The organism is Methylobacterium organophilum, assembly GCF_022179465.1.
Classification (GTDB): Bacteria; Pseudomonadota; Alphaproteobacteria; order Rhizobiales; family Beijerinckiaceae; genus Methylobacterium; species Methylobacterium organophilum.
In genome coordinates this window covers 18,161-37,215 of sequence record NZ_BPQV01000019.1, presented here as the reverse complement: position 1 = coordinate 37,215, position 19,055 = coordinate 18,161, and the positions used below count along the sequence as shown (strand labels likewise).

21 protein-coding genes, 1 tRNA gene and 1 other RNA gene are annotated in these 19,055 nt (G+C 70.2%); 15 read left to right on the top strand and 8 right to left on the bottom strand.

The features are described 5' to 3' along the window. Positions 1-204 precede the first annotated feature (204 nt). The 5 genes from MFF21_RS23205 (at position 205) to rplA (ending at position 2,790) form a co-directional block, all read left to right on the top strand. Positions 205-281, top strand: a tRNA-Trp gene (locus tag MFF21_RS23205). A gap of 247 nt (positions 282-528) precedes the next feature. Beyond that, a complete protein-coding gene (secE, locus tag MFF21_RS23200) occupies positions 529-831 on the top strand; it encodes a preprotein translocase subunit SecE (protein ID WP_238314945.1) in 303 nt (100 codons plus the stop codon). A gap of 35 nt (positions 832-866) precedes the next feature. After that, on the top strand, positions 867-1,400 hold the full coding sequence (gene nusG / locus MFF21_RS23195; RefSeq protein ID WP_238314936.1) for a transcription termination/antitermination protein NusG: 534 nt from the start codon (positions 867-869) through the stop codon (positions 1,398-1,400). 231 nt (positions 1,401-1,631) lie between these two features. Further along, positions 1,632-2,081, top strand: coding sequence for a 50S ribosomal protein L11 (rplK, locus tag MFF21_RS23190; protein WP_238314934.1), 450 nt, complete (start codon positions 1,632-1,634; stop codon positions 2,079-2,081). A 10-nt stretch (positions 2,082-2,091) separates the two neighbouring features. Continuing rightward, positions 2,092-2,790: a 50S ribosomal protein L1 gene (gene rplA, locus MFF21_RS23185; protein WP_238314932.1), complete on the top strand. Its 699-nt coding sequence runs from the start codon at positions 2,092-2,094 to the stop codon at positions 2,788-2,790. Positions 2,791-2,842: 52 nt separating this feature from the next. On the opposite strand, the gene MFF21_RS23180 is transcribed toward rplA, so the two are convergent. Genes MFF21_RS23180 through fumC form a run of 3 tightly spaced genes read right to left on the bottom strand, consistent with a single transcriptional unit; the run spans position 2,843 to position 4,777 of the window. Further along, positions 2,843-3,082 carry a ribbon-helix-helix domain-containing protein gene (locus tag MFF21_RS23180; protein ID WP_238314930.1) on the bottom strand — a complete coding sequence of 80 codons (240 nt, stop codon included), beginning with the start codon at positions 3,080-3,082 and terminating at the stop codon, positions 2,843-2,845. Positions 3,083-3,110: 28 nt separating this feature from the next. After that, positions 3,111-3,299 carry a DUF4169 family protein gene (locus MFF21_RS23175; protein ID WP_238314927.1) on the bottom strand — a complete coding sequence of 63 codons (189 nt, stop codon included), beginning with the start codon at positions 3,297-3,299 and terminating at the stop codon, positions 3,111-3,113. A 56-nt stretch (positions 3,300-3,355) separates the two neighbouring features. After that, positions 3,356-4,777, bottom strand: a complete 1,422-nt coding sequence (gene fumC, locus MFF21_RS23170) for a class II fumarate hydratase (protein WP_238314925.1) — start codon at positions 4,775-4,777, stop codon at positions 3,356-3,358. Between the two features lie 115 nt (positions 4,778-4,892). Here fumC and MFF21_RS23165 point away from each other — a divergent pair, with 115 nt between their 5' ends. After that, positions 4,893-6,302 (top strand): cytochrome P450, encoded by a 1,410-nt coding sequence (locus MFF21_RS23165; protein WP_238314923.1) that lies wholly within the window; start codon positions 4,893-4,895, stop codon positions 6,300-6,302. A gap of 55 nt (positions 6,303-6,357) precedes the next feature. On the opposite strand, the gene MFF21_RS23160 is transcribed toward MFF21_RS23165, so the two are convergent. Beyond that, complete coding sequence (locus MFF21_RS23160; RefSeq protein WP_238314920.1) at positions 6,358-6,996, bottom strand: SspB family protein; 639 nt, start codon at positions 6,994-6,996, stop codon at positions 6,358-6,360. A gap of 59 nt (positions 6,997-7,055) precedes the next feature. Then, positions 7,056-7,429, bottom strand: a transfer-messenger RNA (tmRNA) gene (ssrA, locus tag MFF21_RS23155). On the opposite strand from ssrA, the gene MFF21_RS23150 reads away from it, so the two are divergent. The 7 genes from MFF21_RS23150 to MFF21_RS23120 all read left to right on the top strand — a co-directional run bounded on the left by MFF21_RS23150 (position 7,421) and on the right by MFF21_RS23120 (position 14,403). Then, positions 7,421-8,257: a CPBP family intramembrane glutamic endopeptidase gene (locus MFF21_RS23150; protein WP_238314918.1), complete on the top strand. Its 837-nt coding sequence runs from the start codon at positions 7,421-7,423 to the stop codon at positions 8,255-8,257. The genes ssrA and MFF21_RS23150 overlap by 9 nt on opposite strands. Positions 8,258-8,355: 98 nt before the next feature. After that, positions 8,356-9,150 (top strand): thymidylate synthase, encoded by a 795-nt coding sequence (locus tag MFF21_RS23145; RefSeq protein ID WP_238314916.1) that lies wholly within the window; start codon positions 8,356-8,358, stop codon positions 9,148-9,150. Then, on the top strand, positions 9,150-9,641 hold the full coding sequence (locus MFF21_RS23140) for a dihydrofolate reductase (RefSeq protein WP_373325085.1): 492 nt from the start codon (positions 9,150-9,152) through the stop codon (positions 9,639-9,641). Before MFF21_RS23145 ends, MFF21_RS23140 begins: the two co-directional genes overlap by 1 nt. A 246-nt stretch (positions 9,642-9,887) precedes the next feature. Then, a complete protein-coding gene (hflK, locus tag MFF21_RS23135) occupies positions 9,888-11,057 on the top strand; it encodes an FtsH protease activity modulator HflK (protein WP_238314914.1) in 1,170 nt (389 codons plus the stop codon). Further along, positions 11,054-11,989 carry a protease modulator HflC gene (gene hflC / locus MFF21_RS23130; protein WP_238314912.1) on the top strand — a complete coding sequence of 312 codons (936 nt, stop codon included), beginning with the start codon at positions 11,054-11,056 and terminating at the stop codon, positions 11,987-11,989. Before hflK ends, hflC begins: the two co-directional genes overlap by 4 nt. A 131-nt stretch (positions 11,990-12,120) precedes the next feature. Continuing rightward, positions 12,121-13,647, top strand: a complete 1,527-nt coding sequence (locus MFF21_RS23125; RefSeq protein ID WP_238314910.1) for a DegQ family serine endoprotease — start codon at positions 12,121-12,123, stop codon at positions 13,645-13,647. Positions 13,648-13,809: 162 nt separating this feature from the next. Then, positions 13,810-14,403 (top strand): CCDC90 family protein, encoded by a 594-nt coding sequence (locus MFF21_RS23120; protein ID WP_238314908.1) that lies wholly within the window; start codon positions 13,810-13,812, stop codon positions 14,401-14,403. A gap of 4 nt (positions 14,404-14,407) precedes the next feature. Here the strand turns inward: MFF21_RS23120 and serB are convergent, their stop codons facing one another. Beyond that, positions 14,408-15,301 carry a phosphoserine phosphatase SerB gene (serB, locus tag MFF21_RS23115; protein WP_238314906.1) on the bottom strand — a complete coding sequence of 298 codons (894 nt, stop codon included), beginning with the start codon at positions 15,299-15,301 and terminating at the stop codon, positions 14,408-14,410. A 12-nt stretch (positions 15,302-15,313) separates the two neighbouring features. Between serB and miaA the strand changes: the two genes are divergently transcribed. Further along, positions 15,314-16,276: a tRNA (adenosine(37)-N6)-dimethylallyltransferase MiaA gene (gene miaA / locus MFF21_RS23110; RefSeq protein WP_238314905.1), complete on the top strand. Its 963-nt coding sequence runs from the start codon at positions 15,314-15,316 to the stop codon at positions 16,274-16,276. On the opposite strand, the gene MFF21_RS23105 is transcribed toward miaA, so the two are convergent. Together MFF21_RS23105 and MFF21_RS23100 are read right to left on the bottom strand one after the other, a co-directional pair. Further along, on the bottom strand, positions 16,254-17,120 hold the full coding sequence (locus tag MFF21_RS23105; RefSeq protein WP_238314903.1) for an NAD(P)-dependent oxidoreductase: 867 nt from the start codon (positions 17,118-17,120) through the stop codon (positions 16,254-16,256). The two genes, miaA and MFF21_RS23105, sit on opposite strands and share 23 nt — an antisense overlap. Positions 17,121-17,246: 126 nt before the next feature. Beyond that, positions 17,247-17,600, bottom strand: a complete 354-nt coding sequence (locus MFF21_RS23100) for a DUF3140 domain-containing protein (RefSeq protein WP_238314901.1) — start codon at positions 17,598-17,600, stop codon at positions 17,247-17,249. A 160-nt stretch (positions 17,601-17,760) separates the two neighbouring features. Here MFF21_RS23100 and MFF21_RS23095 point away from each other — a divergent pair, with 160 nt between their 5' ends. Further along, a complete protein-coding gene (locus MFF21_RS23095; RefSeq protein ID WP_238314899.1) occupies positions 17,761-19,041 on the top strand; it encodes an O-acetylhomoserine aminocarboxypropyltransferase in 1,281 nt (426 codons plus the stop codon). The last annotated feature ends 14 nt before the right edge of the window (positions 19,042-19,055 follow it).

The window sequence follows — 19,055 nt, the reverse complement described above, 5'->3', positions numbered from 1 at the left end:
ATCCGTGAAGGCGGCCGAACCGTCGGTGCCGGCGTCGTCGCCGCCATCAACGACTGAGCGTTCACGCCGGGCGCGCCGCTTCGCCGGCCGCCTTTTCGTGGAGATTGTCGCAGGGCCGGCCTCGTGCCGGCCCTGTTCGCGTTCGGCGCCCCTTGCATCCGGCTCCGCCTTGCGGCATGAGGCGAGCCGCGCCGCGGCGCCCGTAGGAGTGTAGCTCAACTGGTCAGAGCACCGGTCTCCAAAACCGGGGGTTGGGGGTTCGAGTCCCTCCACTCCTGCCAGCGGGCAGGAGGGTCTGAGCGCTCTTCGCCGAAGCGGTTTCCAGGACGGTCTCCGGTTCGGCATCGAAGGGCGCGTCTTCTCGCGAAGAGCCGGCGACGGTTTCCCGAGCCCATCGACAAGCCGGGACTCTTGCGCTAGAGCGGGCGCACTCCGAGATCGTTAGCGTGTGTCGGTGCGGGCGTTGTTCACGGCCCCTCGCATCGCGTCCGCGATTTTCTCGGTACGTATCCGGTTGTTTGAAGCGCCATGGCATCGAACGAAGCGACGAAGAAGGTGGACCCGGCGCGCGCGCCCGCGCGTGGAACGGCGGCCCCCGCCCCGCAGCGGCCTGCCGCTCCGGCCCGCCCCGCGCCCAAGCGCGCGAGCCCGCTGGAGTTCCTGGCCCAGGTGCGCGACGAGGGCCGCAAGGTCACGTGGCCGACCCGCAAGGAGACCACGGTGACCACGATCATGGTCTTCGTCATGGTCGTGCTGGCCAGCACCTTCTTCACGGTCGTGGACCAGGTGCTGCGCTTCGTCGTCGGCCTGATCCTCGGCATCGGCGCCTGAGGCGGCTGGCGGTCATTTAGGAGTTGAACGGAACCGTGTCGAAGCGCTGGTACATCGTCCACGCCTACTCGAATTTCGAGAACAAGGTCGCGCAGTCCATCAAGGACCAGGCGGCCCAGCGCGGGCTGACGGACCTGTTCGACGAGGTCATGGTCCCGACCGAGAAGGTCACCGAGGTGCGCCGCGGCCGCAAGGTCGATGCCGAGCGCAAGTTCTTCCCGGGCTACGTGCTCGTGAAGTGCGACCTGACCGACGAGGTCTACCACCTCATCAAGAACACCCCGAAGGTGACCGGCTTCCTGGGCGCCGACAAGTCGAAGCCCGTGCCGATCCCGGATGCCGAGGCCGAGCGCATCAAGGGCCAGGTGCAGGAGGGCGCCGAGCGCCCGAAGCAGTCCGTCTCCTTCGAGATCGGCGAGACCGTGCGCGTCGCGGACGGCCCCTTCGCCTCCTTCAACGGCACCGTCGAGGAGATCGACGAGGCCCGCTCCCGCCTCAAGGTGGCGGTGTCGATCTTCGGCCGCGCCACCCCGGTCGAGCTCGAATACGGCCAGGTCGAGAAGGCCTGATCTTTTTTTGCCGAAGGAAGTCAGTCAGCACTGACATACTTCTGACGGAAGATTTCTCGGTCGCATGGCGACCTGGAAACGGCGGCGCTTTCTGAAAGGGCCGCCAACACCCCGCGGGAGATCCGCCCGGCTTCGCCTCCGGGATCCACGGATCGCACCGCGACCTGCAACCGTCCGCTTCGTGCCCGGGCCTAGGCAGCCCGGCGGCGGACTTTCTTTGGGAGCAGTCCCATGGCGAAGAAGATCACGGGCTACGTGAAGCTTCAGGTCCCGGCCGGCGCCGCCAATCCGTCGCCGCCGATCGGTCCCGCGCTCGGTCAGCGCGGCCTCAACATCATGGAATTCTGCAAGGCCTTCAACGCGAAGACCGCGCAGATGGAGAAGGGCACCCCGATCCCGGTGATCATCACCGCGTATCAGGACCGGTCCTTCACCTTCGAGATGAAGCAGCCCCCGGTCACCTTCTTCCTGAAGAAGGCGGCCGGCCTGAAGCTCGGCAAGAAGCCGGCCTCCGGCTCCAAGACCCCGGGCAAGGGCCCGACCGTCGGCAAGGTCTCCGAGGCCCAGCTGCGCGAGATCGCCGAGAAGAAGATGCCCGACCTCAACTGCGACAACGTCGAGTCGGCCGTCGCCATGATCCGCGGTTCCGCCCGGGCCATGGGCCTGGAAGTCACGGCGTAAGGAGGGCGACATGGCACGCGAAGGAAAGCGCATCCGCGCCGCCCGCGAGGGCATCGAGGCGACCAAGCTCTACGCCATCGACGAGGCGATCAAGCTCGTGAAGGCGAAGGCTTCGGCCAAGTTCGACGAGACCGTCGAGATCTCGATGAATCTCGGCGTCGATCCGCGTCACGCCGACCAGATGGTCCGCGGCGTCTGCAACCTGCCGAACGGCTCCGGCCGCACGGTCCGCGTGGCGGTCTTCGCCCGCGGCGCCAAGGCGGACGACGCCAAGGCGGCGGGTGCCGACATCGTCGGCGCCGAGGATCTCCTCGAGATCGTCCAGGGCGGCAAGATCGAGTTCGATCGCTGCATCGCGACCCCGGACCTGATGCCGCTGGTCGGCCGTCTCGGCAAGGTGCTGGGCCCGCGCGGCCTGATGCCGAACCCGAAGGTCGGCACCGTCACCATGGACGTGAAGGGCGCCGTCGCCGCCGCCAAGGGCGGCGCGGTGGAGTTCCGCGTCGAGAAGGCGGGCATCATCCATGCCGGCGTCGGCAAGGTGTCCTTCGACGAGCAGAAGCTCGTGGAGAACATCAAGGCCTTCGCCGACGCGGTCGCCAAGGCGAAGCCCGCCGGCGCCAAGGGCACCTACATCCAGCGCATCGCCGTCACCTCGACGATGGGCCCGGGCGTGAAGGTCGAGCCCTCGACCGTCCTCACCGCCTGATCGGAGCGATCCGAAACATCCAGGAAACGCCCGGTCCCGCGGCCGGGCGTTTTCATGTGGGGGGCTCGGAGGCCCCCTCCCCCCGCCGCACCGCCGCCAGCACGAAGACGCGGATGGCGGAGGACAGGTTCTGCTCCCCCCGTTCCGCGTCGATCGCCCCGATCAGCGCCTGCACGGAGCTGCCCCGCCCGCGGGCGATGGCCTGCAGCGCCGCCCAGAACGGCTCTTCCAGCGACACGCTGGTGCGATGCCCGGCGATCATCACCGAGCGCTTCAGGATGCCGACGCTCATGGGCGGGTCAAGGGGGCCGGAGCCGGCCTCACTCGCCCTCCGGCCGCTCCAGCCGGTGGCCCTCGTGGCGGTCGGTCTCGAGGCGCTTGCGCTTCTCCTGAAGGGTCTTGGCCTTCTTCGGCCGGCCGAAGGCGACGCGGTTCTCCGCGGCCTTGGCCTCCTTCTCGGCGCGCTCCCGGTCCTTGCGCACCTGCCGCAGGTTGATGATCTCGCCCATCGCCCCCTCCCTCCGCCGCCCGGGCCGTGACGGCCCGGGGGCGAACGAGAATGCTATCACTCGGCGCTCGGCGCCAGCATGGTCTCGGGTCGCACCACGCGCTCGAACTCGGCCTCCGTCACGTAGCCGAGGCGCAGCGCCTCCTCCTTGAGGGTGGTGCCGTTCTTGTGCGCGGTCTTGGCGATCTCGGCGGCCTTGTCGTAGCCGATCGAGGGGGCGAGCGCCGTCACCAGCATGAGCGAGCGGTTCATCAGCTCGGCGATCTTGTCGGTGTTGGCCTTGATGCCGACGACGCAATTGTCGGTGAAGCTCACCGCCGCATCCGCCAGCAGGCGGATCGATTGCAGCACCGCGTTGGCGATCACCGGCTTGAACACGTTGAGCTCGAAATGGCCCTGGCTGCCGGCGAAGCTCACCGTGGTGCCGTTGCCGATCACCTGGGCGCAGACCATGGTCAGCGCCTCGCACTGGGTCGGGTTGACCTTGCCCGGCATGATCGAGGAGCCGGGCTCGTTCTCCGGCAGGGACAATTCGCCGAGGCCGGAGCGCGGGCCGGAGCCGAGCAGGCGGATGTCCTGCGCGATCTTGAACAGGCCGGAGGCCAGCGCCGTCAGCGCCCCCTGCGTGAAGACCAGGGCATCGTGGGTGGCGAGCGCCTCGAACTTGTTCTCGGCGGAGGTGAAGGGCAGCCCGGTCAGCTCGGCGACCTTGGCGGCGAAGCGGTCGGCGAATTCCGGATGGGCGTTGAGGCCCGTGCCGACGGCGGTGCCGCCCTGGGCCAGGGCCAGGACGCCCGGCAGGGTCGCGGCGACGCGGGCGCCGCCCAGCGCCACCTGGGCGACGTAGCCGGAGAATTCCTGGCCCAGCGAGACCGGGGTCGCGTCCTGGAGATGGGTGCGGCCGATCTTCACGATGCCGCCGAACTCCTTGGCCTTGGCGTCGAGGGCGTCGTGCAGATGGGTCAGGGCCGGCATCAGCCGGTTCTGGATCTCCATGGCCACCGCGATGTGCATGGCGGTGGGGAAGGTGTCGTTGGAGGACTGGCCGCGGTTGCAATGGTCGTTCGGGTGCACCGGCGCCTTGCCGCCGCGCTTGCCGCCGAGCCGCTCGTTGGCGAGGCTCGCGATCACCTCGTTGGCGTTCATGTTGGACTGGGTGCCCGAGCCCGTCTGCCAGACCACGAGGGGGAACTCGTCGTCGAACGCGCCGGCGGCGACCTGGGCGGCGGAGGCGGCGATGGCATCGGCGATCTTGGGATCGAGGCCGCCGAGATCCTTGTTCACCAGGGCGGCGGCCTGCTTCACGATGCCCAGGGCGTGCACGATCGGCGCCGGCTGCTTCTCCACCCCGATCTTGAAGTTCTGGATCGAGCGCTGCGTCTGCGCCCCCCAGTAGCGGTGGGCGGGCACCTCGATCGGACCGAAGGTATCGGATTCGGTTCGGGTCTCGGTCCCGGCTTGCGCGGTGAGCGGCGACATCGTGGCCTCTTCGTGGCTGGCGTTGCGGCCCCTACTTACCGAAGAGGCGGGGCGAGCGCGATGCCGCCGCTGACAGGCGGACGCCACTGTCCGCGCCGTATGCGCAAGGAATGCGATGCCGGAAACTGTGCTGGCCGGGGCGCGGGGCGATGGGCCGCCCGCGGCGCCGCTCTTCCGCCCCCGGGTCCCGCCGCCGCTCACCAGGCCCCTGGGCCTGTTCGCCTTCCTCAAGGCGGTGCGCGCCAACCCGGTCGCGACCTGGACGCAGGCGCATTTCCGCGAGCCGGTGGTCGCGGCCGAGGGCGCCATGGGCCGGCTCACCGTGGTCAGCGACCCGGCCTTGGTGCGCTACCTCTTCGTCGAGAACGCGAAGAACTACCGCAAGGACGATCTCCAGCGCCGGGTGCTGGCGCCGGGCCTCGGCAACGGCCTGCTCACGGCGGAGGGGGAGGAATGGCGGCTCCAGCGCCGCACCCTCGCGCCGATCTTCTCCGCCCGCCATGTTGGCGGCTTCGTCGCGGCGATGGATGCCGCGGGCGCCCGTGTCGCCAAGCGGCTGGTGCGGCGGGACGGGGCCGCCGTGGACATCGTCGCGGAGATGACCCGCGTCACCCTCGACGTGCTGGAGCGGACCATCTTCACCCACGGCCTGCCGCGGGATCCCGACGCCCTGGGCCGCGCCATCACCCGCTTTCTCGAATCGGTCGGGCCGATCGATCCCCTCGACGTGTTCGGCGTGCCCGGCTTCGTGCCGCGGCTCGGCCGCCTGCGGGCACGCCCCGCCATGCGCTTCTTCGCGGAGGTGGTGGACGAGCTGATCGAGCGGCGCCGGGCCCTGATGGCCGCCGGCGCGGCGCCGGAGGACCTGCTGACCCTCCTGCTCGCCGCCCAGGATCCCGAGACGGGCCAGGGCCTGAGCGACCTGGAGGTGAAGGCCAACATCGTCACCTTCATCGCCGCCGGCCACGAGACCACGGCCAATGCGCTGACCTGGGCGCTCTACTGCGTGTCGCAGGATACGGGCGTGCGCGACCGCCTCGAGGCGGAGGCCGATGCGGCCGCGGACGCGGAAGGCCGGCTCGCCCTCGAGCGGTTGCCCTATGCCCGGGCGGTGATGGAGGAGACCATGCGCCTCTTCCCGCCGGTGCCCTTCATGAGCCGGCAGGCGATCCGCGAGGACCGGCTCGGCCGCATCAAGATCCCGCGGGGCTCGACCGTCATCGTCGCGCCCTACGTGCTGCACCGCCACCAGACGCTCTGGGACGAGCCCGACGCCTTCGATCCGGAGCGCTTCTCGGGGGCGCGGCGCGAGGCGATCCCGCGCTACGCCTACCTGCCCTTCGGGGCGGGGCCGCGGGTCTGCATCGGACAGAGCTTCTCGCTGCAGGAATCGACGCTGGTTCTGGCGCATGTGGTGCGCGCGGTCCGGCTCGGCCTGCCCGCGCGGCACCCGCCGGTCACCCCGCTCCACCGGGTGACGTTGCGCCCCGAGAGCGGCCTGCGCCTGCGGGTGGAGCGGCGCTGACGGTACGCATCTTCCGCCGAAGGGCGACCTTCGGCGGATCGGCTCGGATCGCGACTCAGCTCTTCTTGCGGAAGGCGTCGAGGCTCACGACCTCGGCGCTGCCTTCCTTGGTCTCGCCCTTGGCCGCGGCCGGCTTGTCCTTGGCGGGCTTGTCGGCGCCCTTGTCCTCGGCGACGGCCGCCTCCGGCTTGGCCGGCAGGGCGGGCACGATCTTCGCGGCATTCGGCAGGGCGGTGAGCGTGCCGCCCTTGGGGGAGACCTCGGCCGGCTCGGAGGCCGCGCCGCGGGGGCCCGGCTTGGTCGAGGGCGCCGCCTCCTCCTCCGCTTCCTCGCCGGCTTCGTTCTGGTCGAACTTCAGGCCGAACTGGACGGAGGGATCGAAGAAGCCGGACAGGGCATCGAACGGGATCAGCAGCCGCTCCGGCACGCCGGAGAAGGACAGCCCCACCTCGAAGGCGTGCTCGGTGACGCCGAGATCCCAGAACTGATGCTGCAGGACGATCGTCATGTCCTGCGGGTACTTCTCGCGCAGGCGCTGCGACATGCGCACGCCCGGCGCCTCGGTGCGGAACGAGATGTAGAAGTGGTGCTCTCCCGAGAGCCCGTCGCGGGCCGCATCGCTCAGGACCTTGCGCACGACGCCGCGCAGGGCGTCCTGCACCAGGAGGTCGTACCGGATGAGGTCTTCTGCCATCGGCGCTCGCTCTGCCCGGGCCCTGCCGGACACGGGGCACGTCGGGCCATGGAAAATCAAGTGGAGGTTTCTGTTGCCAGGTACCTCCGAACCCCGCCTATGCGGTGCTACCCGCTAGGACTTTAGATCGGTTTTTGGCACCGCTTACGCGGCGACAGCCACCGGAGCAAAGTTGTCGTTGGCAACTATTGCATTGGCCCGATAACGGCGGAACCATGCCGAGCGAAAGCTCAACCTTTACGCCCTCGTCGATCCTATTTCGCCCCCGCCGGAACCCATGTCGCGCCTTGCGGCCTTCCGTCATGGGTTCGGGTGGAGGCGCCGGGTACCGCCCCCGGGTCCGATAGGTTTATTGCGAAGAACGTTTATCGCCATAGCCGGTCTCGCGACCGGCCAGGGGAATATAGAGGGACCGAGGGCGGTTTTGAAGAGCGATCCGCGCTTCCCCCCGTTCGGCGACGCGGCTGTGGCCGGGATGCATCCGGCCGGCCCTGCGATCGGGGCCGCGCCCTCGCGTCTCGTCTGGTTCGGCCGCATCGTCCTCGTCGTCCTGCAGCCGGTCCTCTACCTCGTCATCGCCACCCTGTCCGCGATCCTGCTGGTGCGGGTGGCCGGCGACCTGCGCCTCGGGATCAACCCCCTCCTGCCCCAGGCGCAGCGGCCGCTCCTGCCGCTCGCGGAGGTCAATGCCCGGGCACTCGCCGTCGACATCCTGCGCCAGCTCGGCCTGGCGCTGATGGTGGTCGCCGCCGCGCGCTGGCGCGACGGGCCGGCCTGGCGGGTGCGGCTCGGGCTGGCCAGACCCGCGGCGGCGCGCCGGGGCCTCAAGCGGCTCTGGCTGCTCTTCTTCCTCTGGCCCGCGCTCCACATCGCCTGGGTCAGCGGCGCGTCGGAGGCCCTGCACGTGCCCTTCGCCCGCGGGGTGCATCTCTCTCCTTATATGAGCCGGACCATGCTGGTGCTGTGGCTCGCCTATGTCGGGCTGCTGGCGCCGCTCGGCGAGGAACTGCTCCTGCGCGGGGCCACCTTCGCCCGGGCCGGCGACGTGATGCGCCCGGCCGGCGCGATCGTGACCACGGCCCTCCTGTTCTGCGTGGCCCATGTCTCCGAGCTCGGCTTCGCCCGGCCGATCACGCTCTTGCCCCTCGCCCTGGTGCTCGGCTGGCTGCGCTGGCGCACCGGGCGGCTCTGGCCCTGCATCCTGCTCCATGGCTGGAGCAACCTCGCCCTCGTCGCCTACCTGCTCTGGCCGGCGCACTGATTCACCCTGGGGCGATCCGCCTGTTGGCGCCCGGTGCGGCGCGCTTCCGGTGGGCGGCCCGGCTGCCTATGCTGCCCGTCCCTCTCCGACGTGGCGCCATGCAACCCTATCTCGACCTGCTCGACCGCATCCTGACGCAGGGCGTCCGCAAGGACGACCGCACCGGCACGGGCACCCTGTCGGTGTTCGGCCACCAGATGCGCTTCGATCTCGGCGCGGGCTTCCCCCTCGTCACCACCAAGCAGCTCCACCTGCGCTCGATCATCCACGAGCTGCTCTGGTTCCTCCAGGGCGACACCAACGTGCGCGCCCTCCAGGCCAACGGCGTGACGATCTGGGACGAATGGGCGGATGCGGAGGGCGATCTCGGCCCGGTCTACGGCAAGCAGTGGCGCAGCTGGGAGAAGCCGGGCGGGGGCACCGTCGACCAGATCGCCGAGGTGGTGGAGCAGATCCGCCGCAACCCGGATTCCCGCCGCCTGATCGTCTCGGCCTGGAACCCAGCCGATCTCGACCGCATGGCGCTGGCCCCCTGCCATTGCCTGTTCCAGTTCTACGTGGCCGAGGGGCGGCTCTCCTGCCAGCTCTACCAGCGCTCTGCCGACGCCTTCCTCGGCGTGCCCTTCAACATCGCGAGCTACGCGCTGCTGACCGCCATGGTCGCGCAGGTGACCGGGCTGCGGCCGGGCGATTTCGTCCACAGCTTCGGCGACGCGCATCTCTACGTGAACCACCTGGATCAGGCCCGCCTCCAGCTCACCCGGACGCCGCGGCCTCTGCCCCGCCTGCGCCTGAACCCGGCGGTGCGCTCGCTCTTCGACTTCACCTACGAGGACATTGCCATCGAGGATTACGATCCCCATCCGGCGATTCGCGCGGCGGTGGCCGTCTGATGGCGCCCCGCATCACCCTCGTCGTCGCCGTCGCGCGGAACGGCGTGATCGGCCGCGACAACGGCCTGGTCTGGCGCCTGCGCAGCGACCTGCAGCGCTTCAAGGCGCTCACCATGGGCAAGCCGCTGCTGATGGGCCGCAAGACCTGGGACTCCATCGGCCGGCCCCTGCCGGGCCGGCGCACCCTGGTGCTGACCCGCGACAAAGGCTTTGCCGCCGAGGGGGCGGAGGTGGTGCATGGCTGGGACGAGGCCCTGGAGGCCGCGCGGGCGCCGGAGCTGATGGTGGTGGGCGGCGCGGAGATCTACCGCCTCGCCCTCCCCCGGGCGGCCCTGATCCACCTCACCGAGGTCGACGCGGCGCCGGAGGGCGACGTGCTCTTCCCGGATTTCGACCGCGGCGCCTTTCGCGAGACCCGGCGCGAGGCGCATGCGCCGGGCCCCCATGACGAGCACGCCTTCCATTTCGTCGATCTGGAGCGGGTGGCGTGAGCCGGGCGGCCCCGCCGGGGCCCCTGCGCGGAGATTGCGCAGAGCGTGACCGTTGCGGTTGGCGGCGGGAAGCACCACTTGGCAGCCTTGACAGGACGGGGTGGCGCCACTCAGGTGCGGACGGCTCGGAGCCCCGCGCCTAAGCGGTTTTCGGTCCAACGAAAATCCCGGCCGGCCGAAGGGCGTGTCGGGAAGGGGTGGGGCGCCTCGCGCGTTAGCCCGGCGGAGCAGGAGAACACGTCGAGCATGCCTTGGAGCAATCAGAGCGGCGGTGGCGGCGGGGGGGGACCCTGGGGCCGTCCCGGCGGCGGCAATGGCGGCGGCCCCTGGGGCGGGGGCGGCGGCGGCAAGACGCCTCCCGATCTCGAAGATCTGCTCCGGCGCGGTCAGGACCGCCTGCGCGGCATCTTCCCCAATGGCGGCGGCGGCCGCGGCGGCCTCGGCAGCGGCAAGGGCCTCGTGCTCGTGGCCGGCCTGCTGGTGGGCGGTTGGCTGCTCACCGGCTTCTACACGGTGAAGCCGAACGAGGTCGGCATCAACACCATCTTCGGCCGCTATACCGGCCAGAGCGGTGAGGGCCTGCGCTACAACTTCCCGGCCCCGATCGGCGGCGTGGTCAAGCCGAATGTCGGCCAGGTCAACTCGATCCAGATCGGCTACCGGGCCTCGGGCGCGACGCGCACCGTCGACAAGCCCGAGGAGAGCCTGATCCTCACCGGCGACGAGAACATCGTCGACCTCGATTTCGAGGTGCAGTGGCGCGTCAACCCGCTCAAGGCGGAGGACTACGTCTTCAACCTCGAGAATCCGGAGGGGACGATCAAGGCCATCGCCGAGAGCGCGATGCGCGAGGTGATCGGCCGGCGCAACATCCAGGCGATCCTCACCAACGAGCAGTCGAGCATCACCCAGGAGGTCAAGGAGATCATCCAGGCCGCCCTCGACGAGTACGGCGCCGGCGTGCGCATCGAGGTGGTGCAGCTCACCAGCGTGAACCCGCCCCCCGAGGTGCGCCCCGCCTTCATCGACGTGAACGCCGCCCAGCAGGACGCCCAGCGCGCCCGCAACGAGGCGGAGACCTATGCGAGCCGCGAGGTGCCCCAGGCCCGTGGCCGCGCCTCGCAGATCCTGCAGGCGGCCGAGGCCTACCGGGCCCAGGCCACCGCCGAGGCGACCGGCCAGGCCGCCCGCTTCGATCAGGTCTACGAGACCTACAAGGCCGCGCCGCAGATCATCCGCGAGCGCATCTTCCTGGAGACGATGGAGAAGGTGCTCGGCTCCGTGAACAAGGTGATCATCGACCAGGGCGGGGCCGCCGGCGCGGCGGGCGCCGCGGCGGGCGTGCTGCCGGTGCTTCCGCTGACCGACCACCCGGGCCGTGCCGCGGGCACGCCGAGCGCGGGAGCCGGCCGATGAACAATCCCGTGCTCCGCACCGGCCTGATCATCGTCGCCGCGGCGATCGTGGTCGGCCTCTACGCCTCGCTCTTCACCGTGGGGCAGATGCAGCAGGCCCTGGTACTCCAGCTCGGGCGCGTGCGCTCGGTGCTGAACCAGACCGGCGAGAACAAGCCGGGCCTGTATTTCAAGGTGCCCTTCGTCGACAACGTGGTCATCTACGACAAGCGCGTGCTCGACCTCGACCTGCCGGTGCAGACGCTGCTCACCGCCGACCGCCAGAACCTGGAGGTCGACGCCTTCGCCCGCTACCGCATCGTCGATCCGCTGCGCTTCTACCAGTCGGTCGGCACCATCGGGCTCGCCAACCAGCGCCTGGCGAGCTTCACCAACTCGTCCCTGCGCAACGTGCTCGCCCGCTCGAGCCGCGACGCCATCGTGCGGACCGACCGCGCCGATCTCATGAACGAGATCCAGGAGGACGTGAACCAGCGCGCCAAGGAGCTCGGGGTTCAGATCGTCGACCTGCGCATGACCCGCGTCGACCTGCCGGCCAAGAACTCCTCGGCCGTCTACGACCGCATGGCCTCGGAGCGGAAGCGCGAGGCGGCCGATATCCGCGCCAACGGCGACCAGGCCGCGGCCACCATCCGCGCCAAGGCCGACCGCGATGTGACGGTGCTCCTCGCCGAGGCGCAGAGCAAGGCCGACCAGATGCGCGGCCAGGGCGACGCGGAGAAGAACCGCATCCTCGCCGAGGCCTATGGCAAGGACGCCGACTTCTTCGCCTTCTACCGCTCGATGCAGGCCTACGAGCAGAGCCTGAAGTCGCAGGACACGCGCCTCGTCGTGAGCCCGAACTCGGATTTCTTCCGGTTCTTCAACGATCCGCAGGGCCGCCCGCCCGCCGCCGGCGGCAAGGCCGGCGCGCAGACCAACGCCGCGCCCTGACGGCGGCGAACTCCCGAGACGGCGGCGCGCGGGTCCTCCCGAAGGGCGCGCGCGCCGCACTTGATTGCAGGACCGTGCTGCCGATCTATAGGCACGCTTCGGCAGCGGCAGAGAATTCAAGAGGTCGATCGATGCGTTTCGTCGCGCCCGGCACCCTTCCGGACCGCCTTCCCGCGCTCGGGCGACACGCCCGCTCGGCGCTCGCGGCGGTGATGATCGGCGTCGCCGTCTCCGGCAGCGTGCTGCCGATGCCCGCCTTCGCCCGCGGCCCCGAGTCGCTCGCCGATCTCGCGGAGAAGGTGACCGACGCCGTCGTCAACATCTCCGCCTCGACCACGGTGGAAGCGTCGAACCGGGGCGGCCGCGCCATGCCGCAACTGCCCCCGGGCACGCCCTTCGAGGATCTCTTCGAGGAGTTCTTCAAGAAGCGCGGCGGCCGCGGCGGCGGGGACGACGACAGCCAGCGCCAGTCCCGCAAGTCGAACTCCCTCGGCTCCGGCTTCATCATCGACGCGGCCGGCATCGTGGTGACGAACAACCACGTCATCGGCGACGCCAACGACATCCAGGTCATCCTGCACGACGGCACCAAGCTGAAGGCGGAGATCGTCGGCAAGGATTCGAAGATCGACCTCGCCGTCCTTAAGGTGAAGCCGCCGGCCGACCGCCCGCTCAAGGCGGTGCCCTTCGGCGATTCCGACAAGATGCGCCCGGGCGACTGGGTGATGGCGATCGGCAACCCGTTCGGCCTGGGCGGCTCGGTCTCGGCCGGCATCGTCTCGGCCCGGGGCCGCAACATCGATTCCGGCCCCTACGACAACTACATTCAGACCGACGCCGCCATCAACAAGGGCAATTCCGGCGGCCCGCTGTTCAACATGGACGGCGAGGTGATCGGCATCAACACGGCGATCCTGTCCCCGTCCGGCGGCTCGGTCGGCATCGGCTTCGCCGTGCCCTCGAACACCGCCGGCCCGGTGATGAGCCAGCTGCGCGAGTTCGGCGAGGTCCGCCGCGGCTGGCTCGGCGTCCGCATCCAGAACGTGGACGAGGCCACCGCCGAGGCCCTCGGGCTCAAGGGCGCCACCGGCGCCCTGATCGCCGGCGTCGACGAGAAGGGCCCGGCCAAGGGCGCCGATCTCCAGGTCGGCGACGTGATCACCAAGTTCAACGGCGTGCCCGTGAAGTCGTCGAGCGAGCTGCCGCGCATCGTCGCCACCACCCCCGTGGGCAAGACGGTCGATGTCGTGGTGGTCCGCAAGGGCGCCGAGCAGACCAAGTCCGTGGTGCTCGGCCGGCTCGAGGACAACGAGAAGCCCCAGCTCGCCAATGCCAAGCAGCCCGAGGCCGAGAGCGTGACCCGGCAGGCCCTGGGCCTCAACCTCTCGGGCATCACCGACGAGCTGCGCCGCCGCTACAGCATCAAGGACAGCGTGAAGGGCGTCGTCATCACCCGCGTCGACCCCTCCTCCACCGCCGCGGATAAGCGGATCCAGGCGGGCGAGGTCATCGTCGAGGTCGGCCAGGAGGCGGTGAGCAGCCCCGCCGACGTGACCAAGCGGATCGACGCGCTCAAGAAGGAAGGCCGCAAGTCCGTGCTGCTGCTGGTGGCGAGCGCGGCCGGCGACGTGCGCTTCGTGGCGATCGGCCTGGACTGATCCCGCCGCCGGGACGCTGAACTCGACGCCGCTGCCCTCTCCGGGGCGGCGGCTTTTTTACGTGCCGGTGCTATCTGCACCCGTCTTGGTCTCCATTGACGAAGGGCGGGCGCCGGCCCCATCACATCCATACCGTTCGCTCCAGGCGAGAGCCCGCCGCCGATGAACGCCGTCGCGTTCGACACCCTGAAATTCGCCCAATCCCTGCGGGAGAAGGCACGCCTTCCGGCCGAACAGGCCGAAGGCTTCGCCGGCGCCATCGCCGAGGTGATGCAGGCCGATCTGGCGACCAAGTCCGACGTCTCGGATGTCCGCTCCGACATCGAGCTGGTGAAATCGGATACGGCTCAGACCAGGGGGGAGGCCGCTCAGATCAAGGCCGAGACGTTTCAGATCAGAGCGGAGACGGCTCAGATCAAGGCGGAAACGGCTCAGATCAAGGCCGAGACGGCTCTCGTGAAGGCGGAGACCGAGCGGCTGCGGGCCGAAATCGATCAGGTCAAGGTCGAGATCGGCGTCGTCAAGGCGGAGACCGAAAAGGTCAAGGTCGAGATCGGCCTGGTCAAGGTGGAAATCGAGAAGGTCAAGGCGGAGATCGGCCTTGTTCGGGCCGAGGTCGAGAAGCTGCGTTTCCAGCTCGAGGCCAAGATCGAGGCGGCGAAGGCCGAAACCGTGAAATGGGTCATCGGTGCGGTCGGGTTCCAGACCCTCGCCGTCGTCGGGGCTGTCGTGGTCCTCGCCCGCACCCTGCACTGAGGCCTCAGCCGACCACGAACTCGCTCGCGCCGAATCCCTGCAGGTAGAGCAGCGCCGTCAGGTCGCCGTGGTCGATGCGGGCGCGGGCGGCGGCGGCCACCGCCGGCTTGGCCCGGAAGGCGACGCCGAGACCGGCCTCGCCCAGCATGGCAAGGTCGTTGGCGCCGTCGCCCACCGCCAGCGTCTCCTCGGTAGCGAGGCCGAGGCGCTCGCGCCCTTCGATCAGTGTCGCCCGCTTGGCCTCGCGGCCGACGATCGGCTCCTCGACCGTGCCGCTGAGGCGGCCCGCCTCCAGGCCGAGCCGATTGGCCCGGGTCTCCTCGAAGCCCAGCGTCGCGCCGATCGGGCCGGTGAACAGGGTGAAGCCGCCGGAGACGAGGCAGGTCCGGGCGCCGTGGGTACGCATCGTCGCCACCAGGGTGCGGCCGCCCGGGGTCAGGGTGATGCGGTCGCGGATCAGGGCGTCGATCACGCCGGCCTCGATCCCTTTGAGGAGCGCCACGCGCTCGCGCAGGGCCGGCTCGAAGGCGATCTCTCCGCGCATCGCCCGCTCGGTGATCGCGGCGACATGCGCCTTGAGGCCGAGGGTGGCGGCGAGCTCGTCGATGCATTCCTGCTCGATCATGGTGGAATCCATGTCGGCCAGGAACAGGCGCTTGCGCCGATGCGGTCCGCCGGGCAGGACGGCGACGTCGATCGGCTCGCCGGCGAAGACCTCGCGCAGGCGCGCCTCCAGCGGCTCGGCCTCACCGCCCTCGACGAGGATCTCCGCGGCGACCTGCCCGTGCAGGATGCGCGGCTGATGGTCCGTGCGGAGCACCCGGCGCGCCTCGGCCAGCACCGCATCGGTGATGGCGGGCCGGGCGGGGTTTGCTATCAGGCTCGCGACGAGAGTCATGGGAGAACAGTCTTGCCGCTCGCGGACAGGTCGGGCGCGGGCCGGGAGCGGCCCGCCGCGGTCCTCATCGCAGGGCCGACCGCCTCGGGCAAGTCGGCCCTGGCGCTGGCCCTGGCGCAGAGGTTTCACGGCAGCCTGATCAACACGGATTCCATGCAGGTCTATGCCGATCTGCGCCGCCTCTCGGCCCGGCCGAGCGTGGACGAGGAAGCCCTGGCGCCCCACCGCCTCTACGGCAGCGTCGACGGGGCGGTGAACTTTTCCGTCGGCCATTTCCAGCGGGCGGCCGCCGCCCTGCTCGAGGAGACCGGCCGGGCGGGCCGGCTGCCGATCTTCGTCGGCGGCACCGGCCTCTATTTCCGCGCCCTCGAAGAGGGCTTCTCCGACATGCCGGAGGTGCCCGACGCCGTGCGCGCGGCGGTGCGGGCCGAGGCGGAGGGGCGCCCGACCGAGGCGCTGCACGCCGAACTCGCCGCGCTCGATCCGGAAGGGGCGGCGTCGCTGCGCCCCTCCGACCGGATGCGGGTGATGCGCGCCCTGGAAATCTTCCGCGCCACCGGCCGGCCCATCGCCGCCTTCCAGGGCCGGCGCGCCCCCGGGCCGCTCGCCGGACAACCGCTGCTGCGGATCTTCCTCGACGTGGAGCGCGAGGCCCTGCGCGCCCGCATCGATGCCCGGTTCCTGGCGATGATGGCGGCGGGCGCCCTCGACGAGGTCGCGGCCCTGCGCGCGCGCCGCCTCGACCCGATGCTGCCGGTGATGCGCGCCCACGGCGTGCCGGGCCTGATCGCCCATCTCGACGGCGCCCTCCCCTACGCGGAGGCCGTGCGCCGGGGCCAGGCCGACACCCGCCGCTACGCCAAGCGCCAGTTCACCTGGTTCCGCCACCAGATGGGCGAGGACTGGATCTGGACCCGCCCGGAGGCGGCCCTGGCGCTGGCGAGCGAGGCGCTCACCGCTCCAGCCGCGCGATGAGCGCGGAGGTGTCCCAGCGGCTGCCGCCCATGGCCTCGACCTCGGCATAGAACTGGTCGACCAGGGCGGTCAGGGGGAGCTTGGCGCCGTTGCGGCGGGCCTCGGCGAGGAGGATGCCGAGATCCTTGCGCATCCACTCGACGGCGAAGCCGAAATCGAACGCCCCCGCATTCATGGTGCGGCCCCGGTTCTCCATCTGCCAGGAGCCGGCGGCGCCCTTGCCGATCACCTCCAGCACGGCCTCGACGTCGAGCTCGGCCCGCTTGGCGAAATGCAGGGCCTCGGACAGGCCCTGCACGGTGCCGGCGATGCAGATCTGGTTGACCATCTTGGTGAGCTGGCCGGAGCCCGCCTCGCCCATCAGGCGGCTCGCCCGGGCATAGGCGAGGATCGCCGGCTCGACGCGGGCATAGATCTCGGGAGGGCCGCCGCACATCACGGTGAGCGTCCCGTTCTCCGCGCCGGCCTGGCCGCCGGAGACGGGGGCGTCGATGAAGGCGAGGCCGGCGGCCTCCGCGGCGGCGGCGAGTTCGCGGGCGACCTGGGCGGAGGCCGTGGTGTGGTCGACGAAGACCGCGCCCTGCTCCATGCCCGCGAAGGCGCCGTCCTCGCCGAGCGTCACGCTGCGCAGGTCGTCGTCGTTGCCGACGCAGGCGAATACGATCGCCTGGCCCTTTGCGGCCTCCCGCGGGGTGGCGGCGAAGGCGCCGCCATGCTTGGCGACCCAGGCCTTCGCCTTCTCGGCGGTGCGGTTGTAGACCGTGACCTCGTGGCCCTTCGCGGCGAGGTGGCCGGCCATCGGCGCGCCCATCACGCCGAGCCCCAGAAACGCGACCTTCGCCATCGAGCACACTCCGACCGTATCAGGAAGACGGCCGGGTCTAGAGCGCTCCCGGGCCGAGGGGAAGCCGCCTCGGCGACACGCCAGGGTAGTGGTGCGATCCCCTCCCCGGGCGCGGGCCCGAGGGGCTCACGCCTTCAGCGGATCGTGCCCCCAGTTCATCAGCGAGAGGCGCCAGGGCGAGTCCGCCCGCTTGGCCTTGTCCTCCGGGCCGCCCTGCTTGAGGTGGCGGTGCACGTAGCCGACGACCTTCTTCATATGCGCGTAGTCGTCGTCGCTGAGATCGGCCTTCTTCTTGTGGAGGATGCTCACGATCTGGCGGCCGGACTTGTGGCCCGTGGCCTCGCCGCCCTCCGTCTTCTGGCCGACGGAGCGGCTCTCCTCGGTCTCGAGGAACGTTTCCAGAGCGGAGGCGGTCATGTTCACCGCCGCCTTGAAGTCCTTGTAGATCGCCTCGTGGTCGTCCTTGGCCGCCGCCGCCATCGCTCACCTCGGGTTCTCTTGAGAAAACGTTCGCCGAGAACTTCGGTGGGCGAATGCGGTTCCTCCGGGCAGCCGGGGCGAAAGCGCACGGCGGGCCTGCGCCTGCCCGCTTGCAACGGCGCGAAGGCGGGGCGTAAACGGCCCGCGGGAGACTTTAGCGATGACCGACCGCCAGCCCGGCTTCAACACGCTTGCGATCCATGCGGGGGCGAGCCCCGACCCGGCCACGGGCGCGCGGGCGACGCCGATCTATCAGACCACGAGCTTCGTGTTCGACGATGTCGACCACGCCGCCTCGCTGTTCGGCCTGCAGGCCTTCGGCAACATCTACAGCCGCATCACCAACCCGACCAATGCGGTGCTGGAGGAGCGCATCGCCGCCCTCGAAGGCGGCACCGCGGCGCTCGCCGTCGCCTCCGGCCATGCCGCGGAGTTCCTGACCCTGCACGCCCTGATGCAGCCGGGCGACGAGTTCGTGGCGGCCAACAAGCTCTATGGCGGCTCGATCAACCAGTTCAACCATTCCTACAAGAACTTCGGCTGGAACGTCGTCTGGGCCGATACCGACGACCCGGCCTCCTTCGAGGCGGCGATCACCCCGCGCACCAAGGCGATCTTCATCGAGTCGATCGCCAATCCGGGCGGCGTCATCACCGACATCGCGGCGATCGCGGCGGTGGCCAAGCGCCACAACATCCCGCTCATCGTCGACAACACGATGGCGACCCCCTACCTGATCCGGCCCTTCGAGCACGGCGCCGACATCGTCGTGCATTCGGCCACCAAGTTCCTGGGCGGCCACGGCAACTCCATCGGCGGCCTTATCGTCGACGGCGGCAGCTTCCGCTGGGAGGGGGACGAGCGCTACCCGATGCTCTCCAAGCCCCGGCCGGAATATGCCGGCATGGTGCTCTCCGAGACCTTCGGCAATTTCGGCTTCGCCATCGCCGTGCGGGTGCTGTCCCTGCGCGATCTCGGGCCGGCGCTCTCGCCCTTCAACGCCTTCCTGATCCTCAACGGCATCGAGACGCTGCCGCTGCGCATGCAGCGCCATTCCGACAACGCCCTGAAGGTCGCGACCTTCCTGAAGGATCACTCCCTCGTGGAATGGGTGAGCTATCCGGGCCTCGAGAGCGACAAGTATCACGGGCTCGCCCGGCGCTACACGCCCAAGGGCGCCGGCGCGGTGTTCACCTTCGGTCTCAAGGGCGGCTACGAGGCGGGCGTGAAGCTGGTCTCGAACCTGCGGCTGTTCAGCCATCTCGCCAATATCGGCGACACCCGCTCCCTGGTGATCCACCCGGCCTCGACCACCCACCGCCAGCTCACCGACGCGCAGAAGAGCGCCGCCGGGGCCGGCCCAGAGGTCGTGCGCCTCTCGATCGGCATCGAGGATCCGCAGGATCTGATCGAGGATCTGGACGCGGCGCTGCGGGCCTGACCGAACCGCGCCTG